This is a genomic window from Streptomyces sp. NPDC005784 (genome assembly GCF_042871525.1).
Taxonomy (GTDB): domain Bacteria; phylum Actinomycetota; class Actinomycetes; order Streptomycetales; family Streptomycetaceae; genus Streptomyces.
Genome location: NZ_JBIAIQ010000014.1, coordinates 104,870 through 123,237, shown reverse-complemented (window position 1 = coordinate 123,237; position 18,368 = coordinate 104,870). Strand labels below are relative to the sequence as shown.

General features: G+C 71.2%; 13 protein-coding genes. 2 read left to right on the top strand and 11 right to left on the bottom strand.

Annotated features, from left to right (window positions below; all coding sequences use genetic code 11):
- Positions 1-67: 67 nt before the first annotated feature.
- The gene (locus ACFYR3_RS22860) at positions 68-1,372 is read right to left on the bottom strand and encodes a DUF6777 domain-containing protein (RefSeq protein WP_389284586.1); all 1,305 of its coding nucleotides are present in this window, start codon (positions 1,370-1,372) and stop codon (positions 68-70) included.
- 117 nt (positions 1,373-1,489) lie between these two features.
- Between ACFYR3_RS22860 and ACFYR3_RS22855 the strand changes: the two genes are divergently transcribed.
- On the top strand, positions 1,490-2,920 hold the full coding sequence (locus tag ACFYR3_RS22855) for a lipase maturation factor family protein (RefSeq protein ID WP_389284584.1): 1,431 nt from the start codon (positions 1,490-1,492) through the stop codon (positions 2,918-2,920).
- 199 nt (positions 2,921-3,119) lie between these two features.
- Here the strand turns inward: ACFYR3_RS22855 and ACFYR3_RS22850 are convergent, their stop codons facing one another.
- From ACFYR3_RS22850 to ACFYR3_RS22805, 10 genes are all read right to left on the bottom strand, one after another.
- Positions 3,120-3,959 (bottom strand): amidohydrolase family protein, encoded by an 840-nt coding sequence (locus ACFYR3_RS22850; protein WP_389284582.1) that lies wholly within the window; start codon positions 3,957-3,959, stop codon positions 3,120-3,122.
- Positions 3,956-4,942, bottom strand: a complete 987-nt coding sequence (locus ACFYR3_RS22845; protein WP_389284580.1) for an aldo/keto reductase — start codon at positions 4,940-4,942, stop codon at positions 3,956-3,958. Before ACFYR3_RS22845 ends, ACFYR3_RS22850 begins: the two co-directional genes overlap by 4 nt.
- On the bottom strand, positions 4,939-5,703 hold the full coding sequence (locus tag ACFYR3_RS22840) for an SDR family NAD(P)-dependent oxidoreductase (RefSeq protein WP_389284578.1): 765 nt from the start codon (positions 5,701-5,703) through the stop codon (positions 4,939-4,941). The genes ACFYR3_RS22845 and ACFYR3_RS22840 overlap by 4 nt, the downstream gene beginning before the upstream one ends.
- Positions 5,700-7,055, bottom strand: a complete 1,356-nt coding sequence (locus ACFYR3_RS22835; protein WP_389284576.1) for an L-fuconate dehydratase — start codon at positions 7,053-7,055, stop codon at positions 5,700-5,702. Before ACFYR3_RS22835 ends, ACFYR3_RS22840 begins: the two co-directional genes overlap by 4 nt.
- A 111-nt stretch (positions 7,056-7,166) precedes the next feature.
- Complete coding sequence (locus tag ACFYR3_RS22830; protein WP_389284574.1) at positions 7,167-10,184, bottom strand: alpha-mannosidase; 3,018 nt, start codon at positions 10,182-10,184, stop codon at positions 7,167-7,169.
- A 37-nt stretch (positions 10,185-10,221) separates the two neighbouring features.
- Positions 10,222-12,264 (bottom strand): endo-beta-N-acetylglucosaminidase, encoded by a 2,043-nt coding sequence (locus ACFYR3_RS22825; protein WP_389284572.1) that lies wholly within the window; start codon positions 12,262-12,264, stop codon positions 10,222-10,224.
- A gap of 165 nt (positions 12,265-12,429) precedes the next feature.
- Entirely contained in the window at positions 12,430-13,662 is a 1,233-nt protein-coding gene (locus ACFYR3_RS22820; RefSeq protein ID WP_389284570.1) for a glycosyl hydrolase, read from the bottom strand.
- A gap of 142 nt (positions 13,663-13,804) precedes the next feature.
- Positions 13,805-14,722, bottom strand: coding sequence for a carbohydrate ABC transporter permease (locus ACFYR3_RS22815; protein WP_389284568.1), 918 nt, complete (start codon positions 14,720-14,722; stop codon positions 13,805-13,807).
- Positions 14,719-15,588, bottom strand: a complete 870-nt coding sequence (locus ACFYR3_RS22810) for a carbohydrate ABC transporter permease (protein WP_389284566.1) — start codon at positions 15,586-15,588, stop codon at positions 14,719-14,721. Before ACFYR3_RS22810 ends, ACFYR3_RS22815 begins: the two co-directional genes overlap by 4 nt.
- Positions 15,589-15,705: 117 nt before the next feature.
- The gene (locus ACFYR3_RS22805; protein WP_389284564.1) at positions 15,706-16,992 is read right to left on the bottom strand and encodes an ABC transporter substrate-binding protein; all 1,287 of its coding nucleotides are present in this window, start codon (positions 16,990-16,992) and stop codon (positions 15,706-15,708) included.
- Between the two features lie 221 nt (positions 16,993-17,213).
- On the opposite strand from ACFYR3_RS22805, the gene ACFYR3_RS22800 reads away from it, so the two are divergent.
- Positions 17,214-18,281 carry a LacI family DNA-binding transcriptional regulator gene (locus ACFYR3_RS22800; protein WP_389284562.1) on the top strand — a complete coding sequence of 356 codons (1,068 nt, stop codon included), beginning with the start codon at positions 17,214-17,216 and terminating at the stop codon, positions 18,279-18,281.
- Positions 18,282-18,368 lie beyond the last annotated feature (87 nt).

Genomic DNA, 18,368 nt, shown 5'->3' with positions numbered 1-18,368 from the left:
GCCAGCATTTGCCCGATTATTCGACTTCTGGGGAGCCCCTTTCCGGGCTCCCCGGAAGAGCGGGCGTTCAGCCGTCGAGGACATCGGTCGAGACGTCGAAGACGCTGTCCGGACCGGTCGGCTCGTCGGGGATCAAGCCGCCGCCGTCGGGGGCGTCGGGGCTGTCCGGGGCGGTGTCCTCCGGCGTGCCCGGTTCGTCGGACCGGGACTGCGGTGACGAGGGCTCCTGGGAGCCGGAGCGGGCGGTGTTCCCGCCCGAGGGGGCCGGCGTGGTCCCCGGTTCCGTGGTCGGCGGTGCCGTGACGGTGGCCGTGGGGCAGTGCGGGGGCTCGGTCGTCGGGGGCGAGGACCGGTCCGGCCGGGATACGTCCATGGCGGCGCCGTCCGTCGGCGTGCCGGTGGGCGCGGTGCCGGACCCGGCGGTCTCGCCCGGGGTGCTCTCCCCGTTCCCCGGTGTCGCGGTCTCCGTCGCGGTGGGCGTGACGCAGTCGGTGGCGGAGGCGTCCGGGGACGGGCTCCGCCCGCCCGGCGAGGCGCTGGCGGAGGGGTCGTGCGGGGCCGCAGAATCGTGCGGCCCCGGGGTCGGGGTCCGGCCGTCGGGCGGCGGTACGACCTGGTCGTGACGGTGGCCGTCGTGGCCGACCGGCCGTTCGATCCAGGTGTCGTCGGCGACGTCGACGATCGTGATGTCGGTGATCACGACGGGTGCCGGGGTCACGACGACGACCCGGGCGGGCCGGTAGCCGCTCCAGGGCCTGCCCCGGGTGTCCGGGTTCCCGTCGAGCGGGGTGGGGCGGCCCAGCGGGTTGCCGCAGGCGCAGCGGACCCGGGGTACGCCCCGGTTGTCGACGAGGACGGCCGTACCGGCCTGGAGCACGGCCTGGAAGCCGGTCGCCTGTCCGTCGCCGAATCCGTGGTCCGTGACGCCGGTGTCGGCGCGCAGCACGACCGGGGTCAGCTGGCGCAGGTAGTCCGGCACGGATCCCGGCGCTATGCCGGAGACCTCGGCGAAGGCGCTGGTCCTGTCCCGGTCGGCGACCAGGAACCGGATCTGCTTCTCGATGTCGCAGCTGCCGGCGTTCCGGGTGCCGCCGTAGAGGCCCGGTGTGGCGCCCGAGAACGAGCGTACCTCCTGCGTTCCGGCGGGCGTGGATTGCGGCGTTCGGGTGACAGGTGGCCGGGTCCTGGTGGAGATGTCGGTGGACTCCGTGAAGGGGTCGGGGCCCTGGACCGCGGCGGGCTGGAGGAACACCTCGCCGCCGGTCGATCCGTTCGATGCCTTGCCCCTGTCGCCGCCGCCACACCCTGCGACGACGAGGAGTGCCGCCGCGAGCGCGCAGGCCGCGACGTGGGTCCTGGTGGGTATGTGCACCACGTTCTCCCGTTCGTCCCGGGCAATTCGTGCACCATTCTCTGCGTCACCCTCTTGGCGCACGCAAGCGGAGATCGGTCACCCAGCGTCACAATGGAGGGGAGAGGAGCACGCGCCATGGAGTGGTTCGTCGCACCCGACTACTGGCTGAGCCGGCTGGTCTTCCAGCGGGCGCTCGCCGTGCTGTATCTCGTCGCGTTCCTGGGCGCGGCCCTGCAGTTCCGTGCGCTGATCGGGGAGCGCGGGATGCTGCCGGTGCCCCGCTTCGTGCGGCGGGTCGCGTTCCGTGACGCGCCGAGCGTGTTCCATCTGCGCTACTCGGACCGCTTCTTCGCGGGCTGGTGCTGGACGGGCTGCGCGGTGTCGGTGGCGCTGATCGCGGGCCTCGACGGGCGGCTGCCGCTCTGGGGGGCGATGCTGTTGTGGCTGGTCCCCTGGGCCCTGTATCTGTCGATCGTCAATGTCGGCCAGACCTGGTACTCGTTCGGCTGGGAGTCCCTGCTCCTGGAGGTGGGCTTCCTCGCGGTCTTCCTCGGCAACGACGAGGTGGCACCGCCGGTCGTCGTGCTGTTCCTCATGCGCTGGGTGCTGTTCCGCGTCGAGTTCGGCGCGGGGCTGATCAAGATGCGGGGCGACGCCTGCTGGCGGAAGCTGACCTGCCTCTATTTCCACCACGAGACCCAGCCGATGCCGGGTCCGCTGAGCTGGTTCTTCCACCATCTCCCCAAGCCGTTCCACCGGGTCGAGGTGGCCGCGAACCACTTCACCCAACTCGTGCTGCCCGTTCTGCTGTTCACCCCGCAGCCGGTCGCGACGGCGGCGGCCTCGCTGATGATCCTGACCCAGTTGTGGCTGGTCCTGTCCGGCAACTTCTCCTGGCTGAACTGGACGACGATCGTGCTCGCCCTGAGCGTGACCGAACTGCCCACCACCGCGCCGCATGTCGCCGCCGCGCCGCTCTGGTACGAGGTGGTCGTCCTCGTGGTGGCCGCCGGCCTGCTGGCCCTGAGCTACCGTCCGGCACGCAATCTGATCTCCCCGCGCCAGGTCATGAACCGCTCCTTCGACCCGCTCCATCTGGTCAACACCTACGGGGCGTTCGGCAGCGTCAGCCGGGTGCGTCACGAGGTGGTCGTCGAGGGCACCGCGGACGAGGTGCCGCGCGAGGACGCGGACTGGCGGGAGTACGAGTTCAAGGGCAAACCGGGGGATCCGCGGTACTGGCCGCGCCAGTTCGCGCCGTACCATCTGCGGCTCGACTGGCTGATGTGGTTCGTGGCGCTCTCTCCCGGATACGCCGGAACATGGTTCTCGGGTCTGGTGGAGCGACTCCTGGAGAACGACCGTGACACCCTGCGACTGCTCCGCCGCTCCCCGTTCCCCGCCGACGCGCCGCCCCGCTACATTCGCGCCCGCCTCTTCCGCTACCGGTACACGACCTGGCGCGAACTCCGCGAGACGGGCGCGTGCTGGCACCGGACGTATGTGCGCGACTTCCTTCCGCCGACCCGGCTGGACGGCGGGGCCGAGCGGCGGGTCCCGTACTAGCCGCCTGGTTCCGAAGCGATCGGTGATCACGGGCGGCGAGTGAGCCGGTGGCCATCGCGCCAGAGGCCGCGATCCGAACTGTGCGTGGGCGATGGGGTGGGTCAGACTCCTCCCGGACTCAGACGGGTATGGGAATGGCGGGAATCGTCGAAAGGCTCTGGAGACCGGGGAGATGCCGCCCCGCGACGGGCTCCACCGATCAGACGCGGTAGACGCGGGTGGCCGTGCCGGTGAAGACGGCCTGGCGCTCGTTCTCGTTCAGGGCAGCCGTCAACTCCTCGGCCGTCCAGACGACTTGGGCGTAGGTCGCGGCGAGTGTGCAGACCGGCCAGTCGGAGCCGAACATCGTCCGGTCGGGACCGAAGGCCTCCAGGACCGTGTCGGCGTACGGCCGCAGGTCGTCGACGGTCCACCGCGCGGGGTCCGCCTCGGTGACCATCCCGGAGAGCTTGCACACCGTGTTGGGCAGCGCGGCCAGTTCGCGGACCGCGCCCGCCCAGGGGTCCAGGGCACCGGTGGCGACGAGCGGCTTTCCCAAGTGGTCCAGCACGAAGGTCAGTCCGGGGTGTTCGGCGGCCGCCCGCGCACAGGCGGGCAGTTGGCGCGGCAGCACGACGAGGTCGTAGACCAGCCCCGCGTCCGCGACGGCGGCCAGTCCGCGCCGCACGTCCGGACGCAGGAGCCATCGGGGGTCGCGCTCGCCCTGCACCTGATGACGGACGCCCCTGAGACGACGGCCGCCGGGCATCTCCCGCAGGCGCGCGAGGTCGTCGGCGACGTCCGGCCGGGTGAGGTCCGTCCACCCGACCACGCCCGCCACCAGCGCACTGCGCTCCGCTAGCGCGAGGAGCTCCGGGGTCTCCTCGGCCACCGTGACCGTCTGGACGAGGACGGTGCGGTCCACCCCGGTGGAGTCCGCCTCAGGGGTGAGGTCCGCGATGCCGAAGTTCCGTCGTAGGGGCCGGAGTTCGGGTCCGGTGATCCAGTCCTGGTTGCGGACCGACAGGTCCCAGACGTGGTGGTGGGCGTCGACCGTCACGGCAGTTCCCGTACGGGAAGGGGGGCGGCGGCGGGCAGCAGGCCCTCCGTGTGCAGTTCGCGCCAGAACTCCGGAGGCACGGGCGTCGCGAACCGCTCGGCGCAGTCGCGGACCTCGGCCGCCGAGCGGGCGCCTGCCAGCACGCTCGCCACGGCCGGGTGGGCGGCCGGGAAGGCCAGGGCGGCGGCGCGCAGGGTGGTGCCGTGCCGCTCGGCGATCGCCTTCAGACGCACGGCCCGCTCCAACAACTCTCCGGGCGCCACGGCATAGTTGTACGTCACTCCCGGACGCGGGTCGGCCAGCAGGCCGGAGTTGAAGGCGCCTCCGATGACGACGGAGGTGCCGCGGTCCAGGGCGGCGGGCAGCAACTCGGCGAGGGCGCTGTGGTCCAGGAGGGTGTAGCGGCCCGCGCAGAGCACCACGTCGACATCCGTCTCGCGGACGAACCGGGTGAGCATCTCCGTCTGGTTCATGCCCGCGCCGATCGCGCCGACCACGCCCTGCGAGCGCAGCTCCTCCAGCGCCGGGTAGCCCTCGCGGAAGGCCTGCTCGGCATGGTCGTCGGGGTCGTGCAGATAGACGACGTCCACGCGGTCGAGGCCGAGCCGTTCCAGACTGGCTTCCAGACTCCGGCGTACACCGTCGGCGCCGAAGTCCCAGACACGGCGGTGCGTGGCGGGCACCGCGAAGCCGTCGGCCAGGTCGTCGCCGCCCGTCTCCACGGGTTCGAGGAGGCGGCCCACCTTGGTCGAGACGGTGTACTCGGCGCGGGGCCGGTCGCGCAGGGCCTCGCCCAGGCGCCGTTCGGAGAGGCCGAGGCCGTAGTGCGGGGCGGTGTCGAAGTAGCGGATGCCGCTCGTCCAGGCGACGTCGACCGCCTCGTACGCCTGCTCGTCGGTGACCTCGGAGAACAGGTTGCCGATGCCTGCCGCGCCGAAGGACAGCGCGCTGACGGGGACACCGCTCCTGCCGAGGGAGTTCACCGGCCCGCCGGGCGCAGCCGCAGCCCGTGCATCCCGCCGTCCACCGCGAGGGCGGTACCGGTGGTGGAGCCGGACAGCGGGCTCGCCAAGTAGGCGATGGCTCCCGCGACTTCGGGCGCCGACACCAGGCGGCCGGTGGGCTGGCGGGCCTCCAGGGCGGCGCGCTCGGCGGCCGGATCGGGAGCGGCGTCCACGAGCCTGCCGACCCACGGGGTGTCCACCGTGCCGGGGTTGACGCAGTTGACCCGGATGCCTTCGCGGACGTGGTCGGCGGCCATGGCGAGGGTGAGGGCGTGGACGGCGCCCTTGGACGCCGAGTACAGGGCCCGTTGGGGCAGGCCGGCGGTGGCCGCGACCGAGCAGGTGTTCACGATCGCCGCGTGCGCGGATTCCCGGAGGTGGGGCAGAGCGGCGCGGGTCGTCCGCACCACACCGAGGACGTTGACGTCCAGGACCCGGTGCCATTCCTCGTCGTCGTTGTCCTCGACGGTGCCGCGGGCGCCGATGCCCGCGTTGTTGACCAGGATGTCGAGGCCGCCGAGGTCCGCGACCGCGGCGGCGACGGCCGCCCGTACGGAGGCGTCGTCGGTGACGTCGGCGCGGTGGCCGGTCAGCGGCTTGTCGACGGACGAGGGATCGAGGTCGAGGACGGCGACCCGGGCGCCGCGGGCGGCCAGGAGGTCGGCGGTGGCCCTGCCGATCCCGGAGGCGCCTCCCGTCACCAGCGCCCTGAGTCCGTCGAAGTCCTGAGAGTCCGTCATGCTGTCCTTCCCTTCGGGTCGTCGACGTTCCGCCGGGCGAGGTCGGCGGCCCAGAAGGCGCCGCCGGGGTAGGTGAACTCCGCGATGGACTCGGGCCGCATCTCGGCGGAGAAGCCGGGCGTGGTGGGTGCCGTGTAGTGGCCGTCGCGGATCACGACCGGTTCGGTGAAGTGCTCGTGCAGATGGTCGACGTACTCGATGACGCGGTCGTCGGTGGTGCCGGACAGGGCGACGAAGTCGAACATCGAGAGGTGCTGGACGAGTTCGCACAGGCCGACTCCCCCGGCGTGCGGGCAGACGGGCACGCCGAACTTGGCCGCGAGGAGCAGGATGGCGAGGTTCTCGTTGACACCTGCGACGCGTGCGGCGTCGATCTGGAGGATGTCGATGGAGCCGGCCTGGAGGAGCTGTTTGAAGACGACGCGGTTCTGCGCGTGTTCGCCGGTGGCGACCTTGACGGGGGCCACCGCCCTGCGCACGGCGGCATGGCCGAGGATGTCGTCGGGGCTGGTCGGCTCCTCGATCCAGTACGGCCGGCACTCGGCGAGCGCCTTGGTCCAGGTGATCGCCTCGTCCACGTTCCAGCGCTGGTTGGCGTCGATCGCGATGCGGATGTCCGGGCCCACCGCCGCACGGGCGACGCGGCAACGGCGCAGGTCGTCCGCGAGGTCCGCTCCCACCTTCAGCTTGATCTGCCGGAATCCCGCCGCGACCGCCTCGACGGCGAGACGGGTGAGCTTCTCGTCGCTGTAGCCGAGCCAGCCGGGCGAGGTGGTGTACGCGGGATAGCCCCGTGCGCGCAGGGTCGCGGCGCGTCCCGGGGCCCCTTCCCGGCCCCGGCGCAGCAGTTCCAGCGCCTCTTCGGGCGTCAGCGCGTCGGTGATGTAGCGGAAGTCGACCTGGCCGACGAGCCAGCCGGGGTCGGCGTCCGCGAGCAGTTGCCACAGCGGTTTGCGGGCGTGTTTGGCGGCCAGATCCCACACGGCGTTGACGACGGCACCGATCGCCATGTGCATCACGCCCTTCTCGGGTCCGAGCCAGCGCAGCTGGCTGTCGCCGACCAGGTCCCGGGAGAGGGAGCCGGGGTCGGCGCACAGCTCGTCGAGAGACCGTCCGACCACGTGCCCCCGCAGCGCGTCGATCGCGGCGACCTGGACATCATTGCCCCGCCCGATGGTGAAGCTGAAGCCGTGCCCCTCGGCTCCGTCGGCAGCGTCGGTGCGCAGGACGACGTACGCCGCCGAGTAGTCGGGATCCGGATTCATCGCGTCCGAGCCGTCGAGCTCGCGCGAGGTGGGGAAGCGGATGTCGTAGGTGTCGACCGCGGTGACACGGGCGGGGCTCGGGGACACGGGAGGCCTTTCGGTCGGTCCTCGTCGGGCACATCGGTGAGGTGGAGCAGTGGCTGCGGTCCCACCTCGCACCGTAGCGGCTCGAACCGGGAACGACGCCGCCTCCGGGCGTCAGGCGCGCTTCAGCCGCAGTGTCACCAGCTCGAAGGGGCGCAGCCGCAGACTGATCCGGCCGCCCTCCCGGGCCGGGGACGGAACGTCCGCGAGGGGTCGCTCCAGCAGGTCCGTCACGGTGACGTCCCGGACGCTGAACCCGGCCGTCAGAGTGGCCCTCGTACGGCCGCCCCGGGACTCGTGGAAGCGGACGACGACGTCCCCGCTGCCGTCGTCGGCCAGTTTGACCGCCGTCACGACGACCGCGTCCCGGTCGACGGTGACCAGCGCCGCGACCTCCCGCGCACCCGTCACCCGCCGCTCGGGCAGGTTGATCCGCCAGCCCTCGCGCACCGCGTCGCCGATCGCGGCGCCCGGCACCAGCGCGTGCCGGAAGCGGTGCGTCCCCTGGTCGGTCTCGGGGTCGGGGAAGCGCGGGGCGCGCAGCAGCGAGACACGCACGGTCGTGGTCGTACCCGAGTCGCTGCTCCGCACGGCGCGGGTGACGTCGTGGCCGTACGTCGAGTCGTTGACGAGGGCGACGCCCCATCCCGGTTCCTCGATGTGCACGAAGCGGTGGTTGCACGCCTCGAACTTGGCGTACTCCCATGAGGTGTTGGTGTGCGTGGGCCGGTGGAAGTGCCCGAACTGGGTCTCGGACGCGTACCGTTCGGCGTGCACGTCGAGCGGGAAGGCGAGCTTCAGGAACTTCTCGGTCTCGTGCCAGTCCACCTCGGTGTCGATGCCGAGCCGACGCTCCCCCGGGCTCAGCGACAGCACCTGGGTGACCCGCGACGCCTCGAAGGACCGGACGACACGGACCGCCGCGCCGTCCTCGGCGGGCGCGACCTCGTCCGCGTCGACCAGATCGGTGACCGTGTTGCGGTAGAACTCGTCGACGTCCCAGGCGTCCCACATGTTCGGGAAGTCGGGGTGGATCTGGAGCAGGTTGGCGGCCCGGCCGGGTGCGATCGTCTCGCGGTCCGCTTCGAGGTCGTACGCCGAGACCACGAGCCCCCGTTCGTCGATCTCCACGCGCAGCAGGCCGTTGTCGAGGACGTGGCCGCCGCCCGTACGCGGAGCGAGACTCACCTCGCCTTCGACGCGTGGCGCTGCGGCGCCGCCCGCCGGGACCCCGTCCCTGCTGTGCGGGGCCGAGTTGAACACCAGCGCGGTCGAGCCGTCGCCGGCCAGTGCGCGCTGGGCGGCGTCGATGACGGCGCCCAGCTCCACGGCGACCCGCTCGTAGGTGCGGCGGGCCTCCCGGTGCACCCAGGCGATGGACGAACCGGGCAGGATGTCGTGGAACTGGTGGAGCAGCACCGTCTTCCACAGCCGGTCCAACTCCTCGTACGGGTAGGGGAATCCGGTGCGTACGGCGGCGGTCGCCGCCCAGAGTTCGGCCTCCCGCAGGAGGTGCTCGCTGCGCCGGTTGCCCTGCTTGGTCCTCGCCTGGCTGGTGAGGGTGGCGCGGTGCAGCTCCAGGTACAGCTCACCGACCCACACGGGGGCGTCGGGGTATTCGGCCTCGGCCTTCCTGAAGAACTCCTCGGGGGTCTCCCAGACCACGGTCGCGGAGCCTTCGAGGTCGCGCAGCCGGGCCGCCTTGGCGACCATCTCGCGTGTCGTGCCGCCGCCCCCGTCGCCCCAGCCGGTGGGGGCGAGGGAGTGCCGGGCGACGCCCTTGTCCTTGAAGTTGTCCGCCGCGTGGGCGATCTCGCTGCCCTTCATCGAGCAGTTGTAGGTGTCGACGGGCGGGAAGTGCGTGAAGATCCTGGTGCCGTCGATGCCCTCCCAGCGGAAGGTGTGGTGCGGGAACTTGTTGGTCTGCGACCACGAGATCTTCTGTGTCAGCAGCCACTTGGAGCCGGCCGCCTTGATGATCTGCGGAAGGCCGGCGGCGAAGCCGAAGGTGTCGGGCAGCCAGGCCTCCTCGTTCTCGATGCCGAACTCGTCGAGGAAAAACCGCTTCCCGTGCACGAACTGACGGGCCATCGCCTCCGAGCCCGGCATGTTGGTGTCCGACTCGACCCACATGCCTCCGGCGGGCACGAACCGCCCGTCGGCGACCGCCTTCTTCACCCTGGCCCACACCTCGGGCCGGTGGTCCCTGACCCACGCCCATTGCTGGGCCTGGGACATGACGAAGACGAAGTCGGGCTCGTCCTCCAGCAGCGCGGTCATGTTGGAGGTCGTGCGGGCCACCTTGCGGACGGTCTCGCGCAGCGGCCACAGCCAGGCCGAGTCGATGTGCGCGTGCCCGACGGCGCTGATCCGGTGCGCCGACGGCACGGCGGGCGCCGCCAGGACGTCCCGGAGCTGTGAACGCGCCGCTCCCGCCGTGCTGTTGACGTCCTGGAGGTCCAGCGCGTCCAGGGCCCGTTCCACCGCGCGCAGGATGTCCCAGCGCCGCGCGGACTCCACCGGAAGTTCGGCCATCAGCTCGCCGAGGACCTCCAGGTCGTTGACGAGTTGCCACACCGTCTCGTCGAAGACGGCGAGATCCATCCGCCCCAGCCGGTACTGCGGCTCGCTGCCCGCCGTCTCCTTGTCGCCCAACCGGGTCGGCAGGAAGGGGTGGTAGTCGAGGATCACCGGGTTGGAGGCGGCCTCGATGTGCAGCTGGACCCGCTCGCCGCCCTCGACCGGGGCGCCGATCCGGACCCACTGGTTGCGCGGGTTGAGGCCCTTCACGGGAGTGCCGTCGGGCCGGTGGACGAGGCCCTCGCACTGGAAGCCCGGCATGTTCTCGTCGAAGCCGAGGTCGAGCAGGGCCTCCACCGTCCGGCCGGCCCACGCCTCGGGGACGGTGCCGGTGACCCGGAACCAGCTGGTGCCCCACGGAGCACCCCAGCGCGCCCCCACCTCGATCGGTTTCGGCGGGGCGGCGAGGCCTTCGGCGACCGGGACGGGCTCGTCCGGCGCGTTCCACACCGCCACGTCCAGCGGTATCGACTCGGGGTACACGGCCGGACGGACGCGTTCGTCCAGGACGCGCTTGAGACGGGCTTCGACCAGAGTGCGGTCGTCATGCATGCGAGTGCTCCGTGGGGTGAGGGGTGAGGGGTGAGGGCTACCAGGTGTGGGTGGTCGTCGCGGGGGTCGAGACGGTGAACAGCTCCCCCACCGACCGCAGTTCGAACACAGCGGCCGTCTCGTCCTGTTCGGGGGCGAGACCGCCGACGTAGAAGGCGCTCTGGCAGGTTCCGCCGAGGAAGCGGCGTGTGCCGTCGGGGAGGATCCGGTACAGCTCGTAGTGGCGGGTGGCTCCCGCCGTCGCGTCGTCGGCCGGACCGGGGGCGGCCTGCCAGGCGAGGCGCAGGCCGGTGGGCTCGGCGTCGGTGACGCGCAGGCCGGTGGGCTCGGTGGGGGTCACGACCGCGTCGCGCACGGCGAGACCGCCGAGCCGCCAGCGCACCGGGGCTCCGGCCCCGGTCAGCCGGACGCCCAGGGCCCGTACGGTCCCCGACAGCCCGCCGAGCGGCACGGTGGTGGTCTGCCAGCCGTCGCCCGACGGCAGCCCGTCGACCGACGTCAGCGGGAAGTACGTGTACGGGGGCGCCGTGCCGGCCGCGTCCGGGTCGGCCGTGGCGACGGCGAGTTCCAGGGACGCGTCGCCCGCGTCGGTGCGGTGGGTCAGCTCGACGACCGTGTCCGGGCCGAGCGGGAGCCGCGTCGCGTACAGGTCCAGCGTGGCCGGTTCGTCGAGGTCGCCGGAGACGAGGAGGCTGCTGCCGCCGCGCCAGGCGTCCGCGAAGTCGAAGGTCACCGAGGGTCGTTGGCCGGTGGTGCGGACCACCCAGCGGCGCGAGGGCAGCCGGTCCTGGAGTCCGAGATGGTTCCAGGCGGTGTCGGACGTGGCTTTCCCGTCCTCGTACCACTTCAGGCCGTGGCCGGTGTTGAAGACGGTCGCGAAGGGGACGGAGGTGACGGTGGAGCGGTCGGCGACGGAGACGGCGGGTGCGCGCCAGGTCGCCGTCGGGTCGGGTGCGGCGGGGTCGAGGGAGGCGCCGGTCCAGAACGCGTCGTCGGCGGCGTGGAAGTCCCCGGGCGTGCGGCTCGCCGGGAGGTGGTTGCGGGTCCACTCCGGCCGGTAGAAGCCTATGGAGGTGATGTGCGCCGTACCGGTCGGCACGATGGCGTCCCAGTTCACCGAGGCGTTCGGGCCGTTCGCCTCGACGTCGACGCCGGCCCACAACTCGTAGCGGTCGCGGCCGAGTTGCCGGGCGGTCGTCCCGGACGAGGCGAGGCTGCTCCGGGACCAGCGGAAGTCGAGGAACATCGTGTCGGCGGCCTGGAAGAACGCCTTGTTCTGGTTGTTCAGCGCGCCCTGCCAGCTCACCGCGCCGTTCACGGTCATCGCGTCGTACCAGGTGACGCGCTGTCCCTCGGCCGCGCCGAGCAACCTCAGTTCGCCCACGAAGCCGAGCATGTCGGTGGCGAGCGCGGTGTTCCCGCCGCCGGTCTCGGCGTTGATGAACCAGCCGTCGAAGCCGTACGCGGCGGCGACCGCGACGAGTTGCGCTGCGAGCGGGAAGTGCCCGGCGGAGTCCTTCTGCACCAGGTCGCGGGTCCACCGCAGTTGGCCGCCGTAGGCGACGGGCGGCAGGAACACATTGCCGAGGACGGGTACGCCGTGGCGGTGGGCGGCGTCGACGATCGGCGCGTTGGGCGCGAGGATCAGTCCCTCGCCCGACGAGCCTCCCCAGAAGACGAGTTCGTCGACGTACGACCAGTGGGTGAGCGCGTAGTAGTCGGCGGTGGCCGCGCCCTGGGCGGGGTTGCTCGATGTGGGGCCGAAGGAGACCAGGGACTGGACCCGGGCCTGACCGGAGCGGGCCGTGGTGTTCGCGGGGACCGGGGTGAAGCGCGTGGCGAGCGGAACGGTGGCCGCGTTGAAGGCCAGGTCCGCGTCGCTCTCGGCGCTCCATGCCGTCAGGCCGCGCCAGGTGATGCCGGCGCCCGGGGTGCCCGAGGGCAGCGAGTCGGGGTACCAGTAGGAGGCATAGGGCTGGAGGTCGCGGGTGGCGGCCGCGGCCGTGCCAGGCAGGCCGGGGAGGAGTCCGGCGGCGGCGCCGGCTCCGGCGAGCAGGACGGTGCGTCTGCTGAGGTTCACGGTGTGCTCCGTATCGTTGGGGGACGGATTACGGTGCTGGGGTCGTGCGGTGAGTCCCTGCGGGACGGATTACGGTGCTGGGGTCAGGATGTAAGTCCCTGGGGGACGGACTTCGGTGCCGGGGACCAGATGTGAGGCCCCGGGGGACGGACTTCGGTGCCGGGGTCATGCGGTGGCCTGACCCGGTGTGACGACCTCGGTGATGCCGCGGGCGGCGAGGTGTTCCTTGTCTGCGGCGCGGCTCGCGAGGACGGTGGTGGGGCGGACGCCGTCGGCGGTCAGCCGGGCGAAGGCCTCGAAGACGGGGCCGCCCGGCGCGCAGACCGAGCGGCCCGGTGTGGTGTCGACGACCAGCGCGGTGGTGCGCTGGGCGGGTGCGTCCGGGCGGCCCTCCTTGACGATCCTCGCGATGCTCTCCCCGGCCGGCTTGGTCCGCCGGTCGTTGGTCAACAGGCCCAGGCTGTATTCGAGTTCGGGGAAATCGGCGAGGTCACGGCTGACGTCGTGCGAGCACCACCAGGTCACGCCCCACAGATCGGGGCAGTCCAGGGCGCCCGCGACCGTCGCCTCGGTGAAGGCGGCGGCGTGCTCGGCGGGGATCAGCGGAGCGGGCGCGCCGACCTCCTGGAGCCAGACCGGCCGGTGCGGGTCGTCCGCCCAGGCCTTGGACAGCTCGATCAGATAGGCGGCGTGGTGCTCGGTGGCGACGCCGGTACGGCCGTGGCGCTGTGCCGTCCCGTTGAACACCCACGAGTGCACGGCGGTCATCGCGCCGAGCCGGGCGGAGTGCTCCGGCGTGAACGGCTGGCCGTCCTGGTACCAGGCGGCATCGTAGGAGGCGTGCAGATGCGCCTTGCCCGGGGCGCCCTCCTCGCAGGCGGCCAGCAGGCGTGCGAGCCACGCTTCGGCCTGGGCGGGCGTGATGCGGTCGGGGTCGGGGTGCGGTCCGGCCGCGAACTGGTTGACCTCGTTGCCGATCGTCATGCCGATGAAGTTCGGCCGGTCGGCGAGGGCCGAGGCCAGGATCCGCAGGTATCGCGCCTCCGCCTCGACCACGTCGGGATCGGTGAAGATGTTCCGCCGGTGCCAGGTCTGGGTCCAGGCCGGCAGGAAGTCGAAGCTCGACAGATGTCCTTGCAGACCGTCCACGTCGACGTCGAGTCCCCGCTCGCCGGCCGCGTCGGCGAGCGCGACCAGCTGCTCGACGGCCCGCGGGCGGATCAGCGTCCGGTTGGGCTGGAAGTAGGGCCACAGCGGGAAGACCCGGATGTGGTCCAGGCCGAGCGCGGCGACGGAGTCGAGATCGGCGCGTACGGAGTCCAGGTCGAAGTCGAGCCAGTGGTGGAACCACCCGGCACTCGGGGTGTAGTTGACGCCGAAGCGCACGGCAGAGGGCATACAGGATCCTTGCGAATCGGAAGTACGGGAGTGCGGGACTACGGAAGTACGGGAATGCGGGAATACGGAAGTACGGGAATGCGGGAATACGGCATCACGGAGATACGGAGGGACAGGACCGGCGGCGAACTGCCGGCCCGCGTCAGCCCTTCACGGCTCCCTCGCCCACCCCGCGGAAGAAGTACCGCTGGAGACAGGCGAAGAGGACGATCAGCGGTGCCACGGCGATGATCGTGCCCGCGGCGACGAGCCGTTCGTCGTTGGCGAAGGTGCCGTGCAGATAGTTGAGTCCGATGGTCAGGGTGAACTTCGAGGGATCGCTGAGCACGATGAGCGGCCACAGGAAGTCGTCCCACGCGCCCATGAAGGCGAAGATCGCGACGACGGCGAGGGTGCCCCTCACCGAGGGCAGCGCGATCCGCAGGAACCGCTGCCAGACGTCGGCCCCGTCGACGAAGGCCGCCTCCTCGATCTCGTACGGGAGGTTGAGGAAGGCGTTGCGCATCAGCAGGACGTTCATCGCGCCGACGCAGCCGGGCAGGACGACCCCGATGAGCGTGTTGTTCAGGCCGAGTTCCCGCATGGTGGTGAACTGGGCGATGATGATGCCTTCGACGGGCACCAGCATGGCGAGGATGAACACCAGGGTGGCCACGCGCCGGCCCCGGTAGCGCAGCCGGGCCAGGGCGTAGCCCGCGAGTGCCGAGCCCACGCAGTTGCTGACGACGCCTGCGCCCGCGACCTTGAGCGAGTTGAGGGCGTAGTCCCACACGGGGATGGTGTCGGCGACCCGCTGGTAGTTGTGCAGGGTCGGACGGCCGGGGAGGAACTTCGGCGGCGAACTGAAGACGTCCTCGGTCGGTCCCTTGAGCGAGGTGGACAGTTGCCACAGGAAGGGGCCGACGGTGAGGGCGAGGACGCCGAGCAACAACAGGTAGCGCAGGGCGAGTTCCCATGCGCGGATACGGCGTCCGTGTTCGTCGGTGACACCGCGGCGGCGCGGCCGGCGTTCCGTCTCCGGTCGCCGCTCGACAGGACGTACCTTCTCCAGCACGCTCACGCGTCCTCCTTCCGGTCCGCGCGCAGCACGAGCAGCATGAGTGCGACGGTGACGACGAAGACGACGACCGAGATGGCGGACGCGTAGCCGACCCGGCCGGTCAGTCCGGTGCCGGTGCGCTGGACGAGCATGACGAGGGTGGTGTCCTCGCCTGCCGGACCGCCGTCCGGGCCCGCCATCAGGTACACCTCGGAGAACACCTTGAAGGCGGCGACGGAGGAGAGCGCGGCGACCAGCACCATGGTGGAGCGGACGGCGGGCACGGTGACGGTGAGGAAGCGGCGCACCGCGCCCGCGCCGTCCACCGAGGCGGCTTCGTGCAGTTCGCGGGGCACATTGGCAAGCGCGGCCAGGTAAATGATCATGTAGTAGCCGAGGCCCTTCCAGACCGTGACGGCCATGGCGCTGAGCAGGAGCAGCCACTGGTCGCTCAGGAAGCCGACCTTGCCGATCCCGATCGCCTCCAGCAGCGAGTTCACCAGGCCGCGTTCGTCGAGGAGCCACACCCAGATGAGCCCGACCACGACGATCGACGCGACGACCGGGGTGTAGAAGGCCGACCGGAAGAAGGTGATGCCGGGGATGTTCTTCTGGACGAGGAGGGCGAGCAGCAGCGGCAGCAGGACGAGCGCGGGGACGACCCCGAGGACGTACAGCGTGCTGTTGCGCAGTCCGGTCCAGAACATCTCGTCGTGCAGCAGCTCCCGGAAGTTGGCCAGGCCGACGAATTCGCCGGGGATCAGGGTGCGGCGGTCGGTGAAGGAGTTGATCACCGTCGACACGAACGGATACAGGATGAACACGGCCACGACCAGGAGTCCCGGAGCGGCGAACAGCCAGGGACTGCCGACCAGTTGGCGCCTCACTCGGGTGTCGGGCCGTCGTCCCCGGGCAGCTGCCCGGCGCCCCGGGCCATGGGGCCGCGACCCCCGGGCATGGGACCTGGGCTCCCGCACGGTGCCGGAAGAACTCGCCACGTCCGCTCAGCCCTGCTGCTGGAGCAGCGTGTCACAGGCCTTGACAGCGTTGTCAAGAGCCGCCTTGGGGCTCTCCTTGCCCTGGAGCGCCTTGGCGACCTCGTTGCGCAGCGCGGTCTTCATCTGCTCGCTGAACAGGACCGGTGTGTAATTGACCGCGTTCTTCAGCGACTTGGCGGCGGCGATCCGCACGCGCGTCTCGTCGGTGCCGTCCTCCTGGGTGAAGTACGGGTCGTCGAGGGAGCCCGCGGTGCTCGGGAAGATCGCGACCTTCTTGGCGAAGGACATCTGGTTCCGCGCGTCGGTGACGTAGTGCGCGAAGGCGACCGCGGCCGGTGTGTGCTTGGTGCGCGAGTTGACCATCACGCCCATGACGTACATGTTCACCTTTCCGGTGCTGGTGATCTGGTCCGTGATGCCGATGTTCCTGTAGAGGTTCGGCGCCTGCTTCTTGAAGTTGCCGAGGTCCAGGGCGCTGCCCGGGTTCATGGCGACGGCGCCGGTGAGGAACTTCTTGCCGGACGACTCCGGGGTGGCGGTCAGCGCCTGCGCGTCGAGTGCCTTCGCGTCGTACAACTCCTTGTACCTGGTGAGGAGTTCGACCCCCTTGACGTCGTTGAAGGAGAACGCGGTGCCCGCCTCGTTCATCAGCTCGACGCCGTAGCGGCCGAAGTCCTCGACGGTGGGCACGTTGGCGAGGGTGGCGACCTCGCCGTCGCTCTCCTTCGCCAACTGGAGGGCGTCCGAGAAGAGTTCGTCGTACGTCGTCGGCGGCCGGGACGCGTCGAGGCCGGCCTCCTTGAAGAGAGACTTGTTGTAGAACAGCGGGCCGGTGTTGAGGTACCAGGGGAAGGCGTACGTGCCGGTCATGCCCGGGATCCGGTGGCCGGCCCAGGCGCCGTCCAGGTACTCCTTCTTGTACTGGGCGGCCGACTTGTCGAGGTCGAGGGCGAGGCCCGCCTTGGCGAGCGGGGCGACGAGGTCGGGCGAGACGTTGACGACGTCGGGCAGGGTGCCGCCCGCCGCGTCCGCGCTGATCTTGTCGGCGTAGCCCTCGGCGGGCTGGTCGATCCACTTCACGTGGGTTCCCGGGTACTTCTTCTCGAAGTCGGCGATCACCCCCTCGAAGTAGGCCTTGAAGTTGGCCCTCAGATTCCAGGTCTGGAAGGTGATGTCGCCCTCGACCTTGCCGGAGGCGTCCGTCGATCCGCCGCCGTCACCGGAGCCGCAGGCGCTGAGCGGCAGGACGAGGGCGACGGCGGCGGCGACAAGTGCTCTGCGGGGTATGGGCACGGTGACACGGCTCCCTTGCTGCGTCGGCAGATGGTGGCGCCAGCGACCATGCCCGGCGAGCTTCGGGGAAGTCAATGCATTCGGCCCCACTAAAGGAATCCGCCTAACATTAGTGCAGGTCAGAGCATTATCAACTACTGCTTGCACACGATCACTAATGCGCTTTAGGCTTCCATCGCTCAAGCGCATTAGTGCATGTCTCGGAGAAATGGGGAGCCACCATGCCGGCCAAACGGTCCCCGGCGCGCCGCCCGACGATGAAGGACATCGCGCGCCGCGCCGGGGTCTCCGAGAGCGCGGTCTCCTTCGCGCTCAACGACCGGCCCGGAGTCTCCGAGCTGACCCGCGACCGGGTGCGCAGGGTCGCCGAACAGCTCGGCTGGCGGCCCAGCACGGCGGCCCGCCAGCTGTCCGGCGAGGGCGCGGCCACCGTCGGTCTGGTGGTGGCACGCCCCGCGGACACCCTGGGCGTGGACTCGTTCTTCCTGCAGTTGATCTCGGGGAACCAGGAGGTGCTGGCGGAGCGTCATCTCGGCCTGCTCTTCCAGGTGGTCGAGGACGTCGACGCCGAGTGCGCCGTGTACCGGCGCTGGTGGGCCGAGCACCGCGTGGACGGCGTGCTGGTCGTCGACCCCCGCGTGGACGATCCACGTCCCGGGCTCCTGGACGAACTGGGTCTGCCCGCCGTGGTCATCGGCGGGGCGCCGGACGCCCGGCATCCGGGACTGTCCACGGTCTGGGCGGACGACGCCGGTGCGATGGCCGCGGTCGTCGACGAGCTGTACGCCCTGGGCCACCGCCGGATCGTGCACATCGCCGGTCTGCCGGGCCTCTCCCACACCGAGCGCCGTATCCGGACGCTGCGGGCGGAGGCGGAGCGGCGGGGCCTGGCCGAGGTCCGCTCGGTGACCACGGACTACTCGGACGCCGAGGGCGCCGCGGTCACCCGCCGGGTGCTGGAGGGCGACCGCCCGCCGAGCGCCCTGGTCTACGACAACGACGTGATGGCCCTCGCCGGCGTCGCCGCCGCGACCGAATTGGGGTACACCGTCCCGGGTGACGTGAGTGTCGTCGCCTGGGAGGACTCCCCGCTGTGCCGCATGGTCAGGCCCTGGCTGTCCGCGCTCTCCCGCGACACGGTCCAGTTCGGCCGCACTGCGGCCCAGGAACTGACCGCGCTCCTGGACGGCGGCCCGGCTCGGACGGTGCGGGTGCCGGTGCCGCGGCTGATCGAGCGGGAGAGCACCGGGCCCTGCGGGGCGGGACGAGGGCCGCGACCGAGTGCCTGACCCGATGTCCACGCCGGACGGCTCTCGACGCGGCGCCCCACTGCGGGCAGAGTGCTCCCCGTAACTACTCACCAGTACGACACGAGT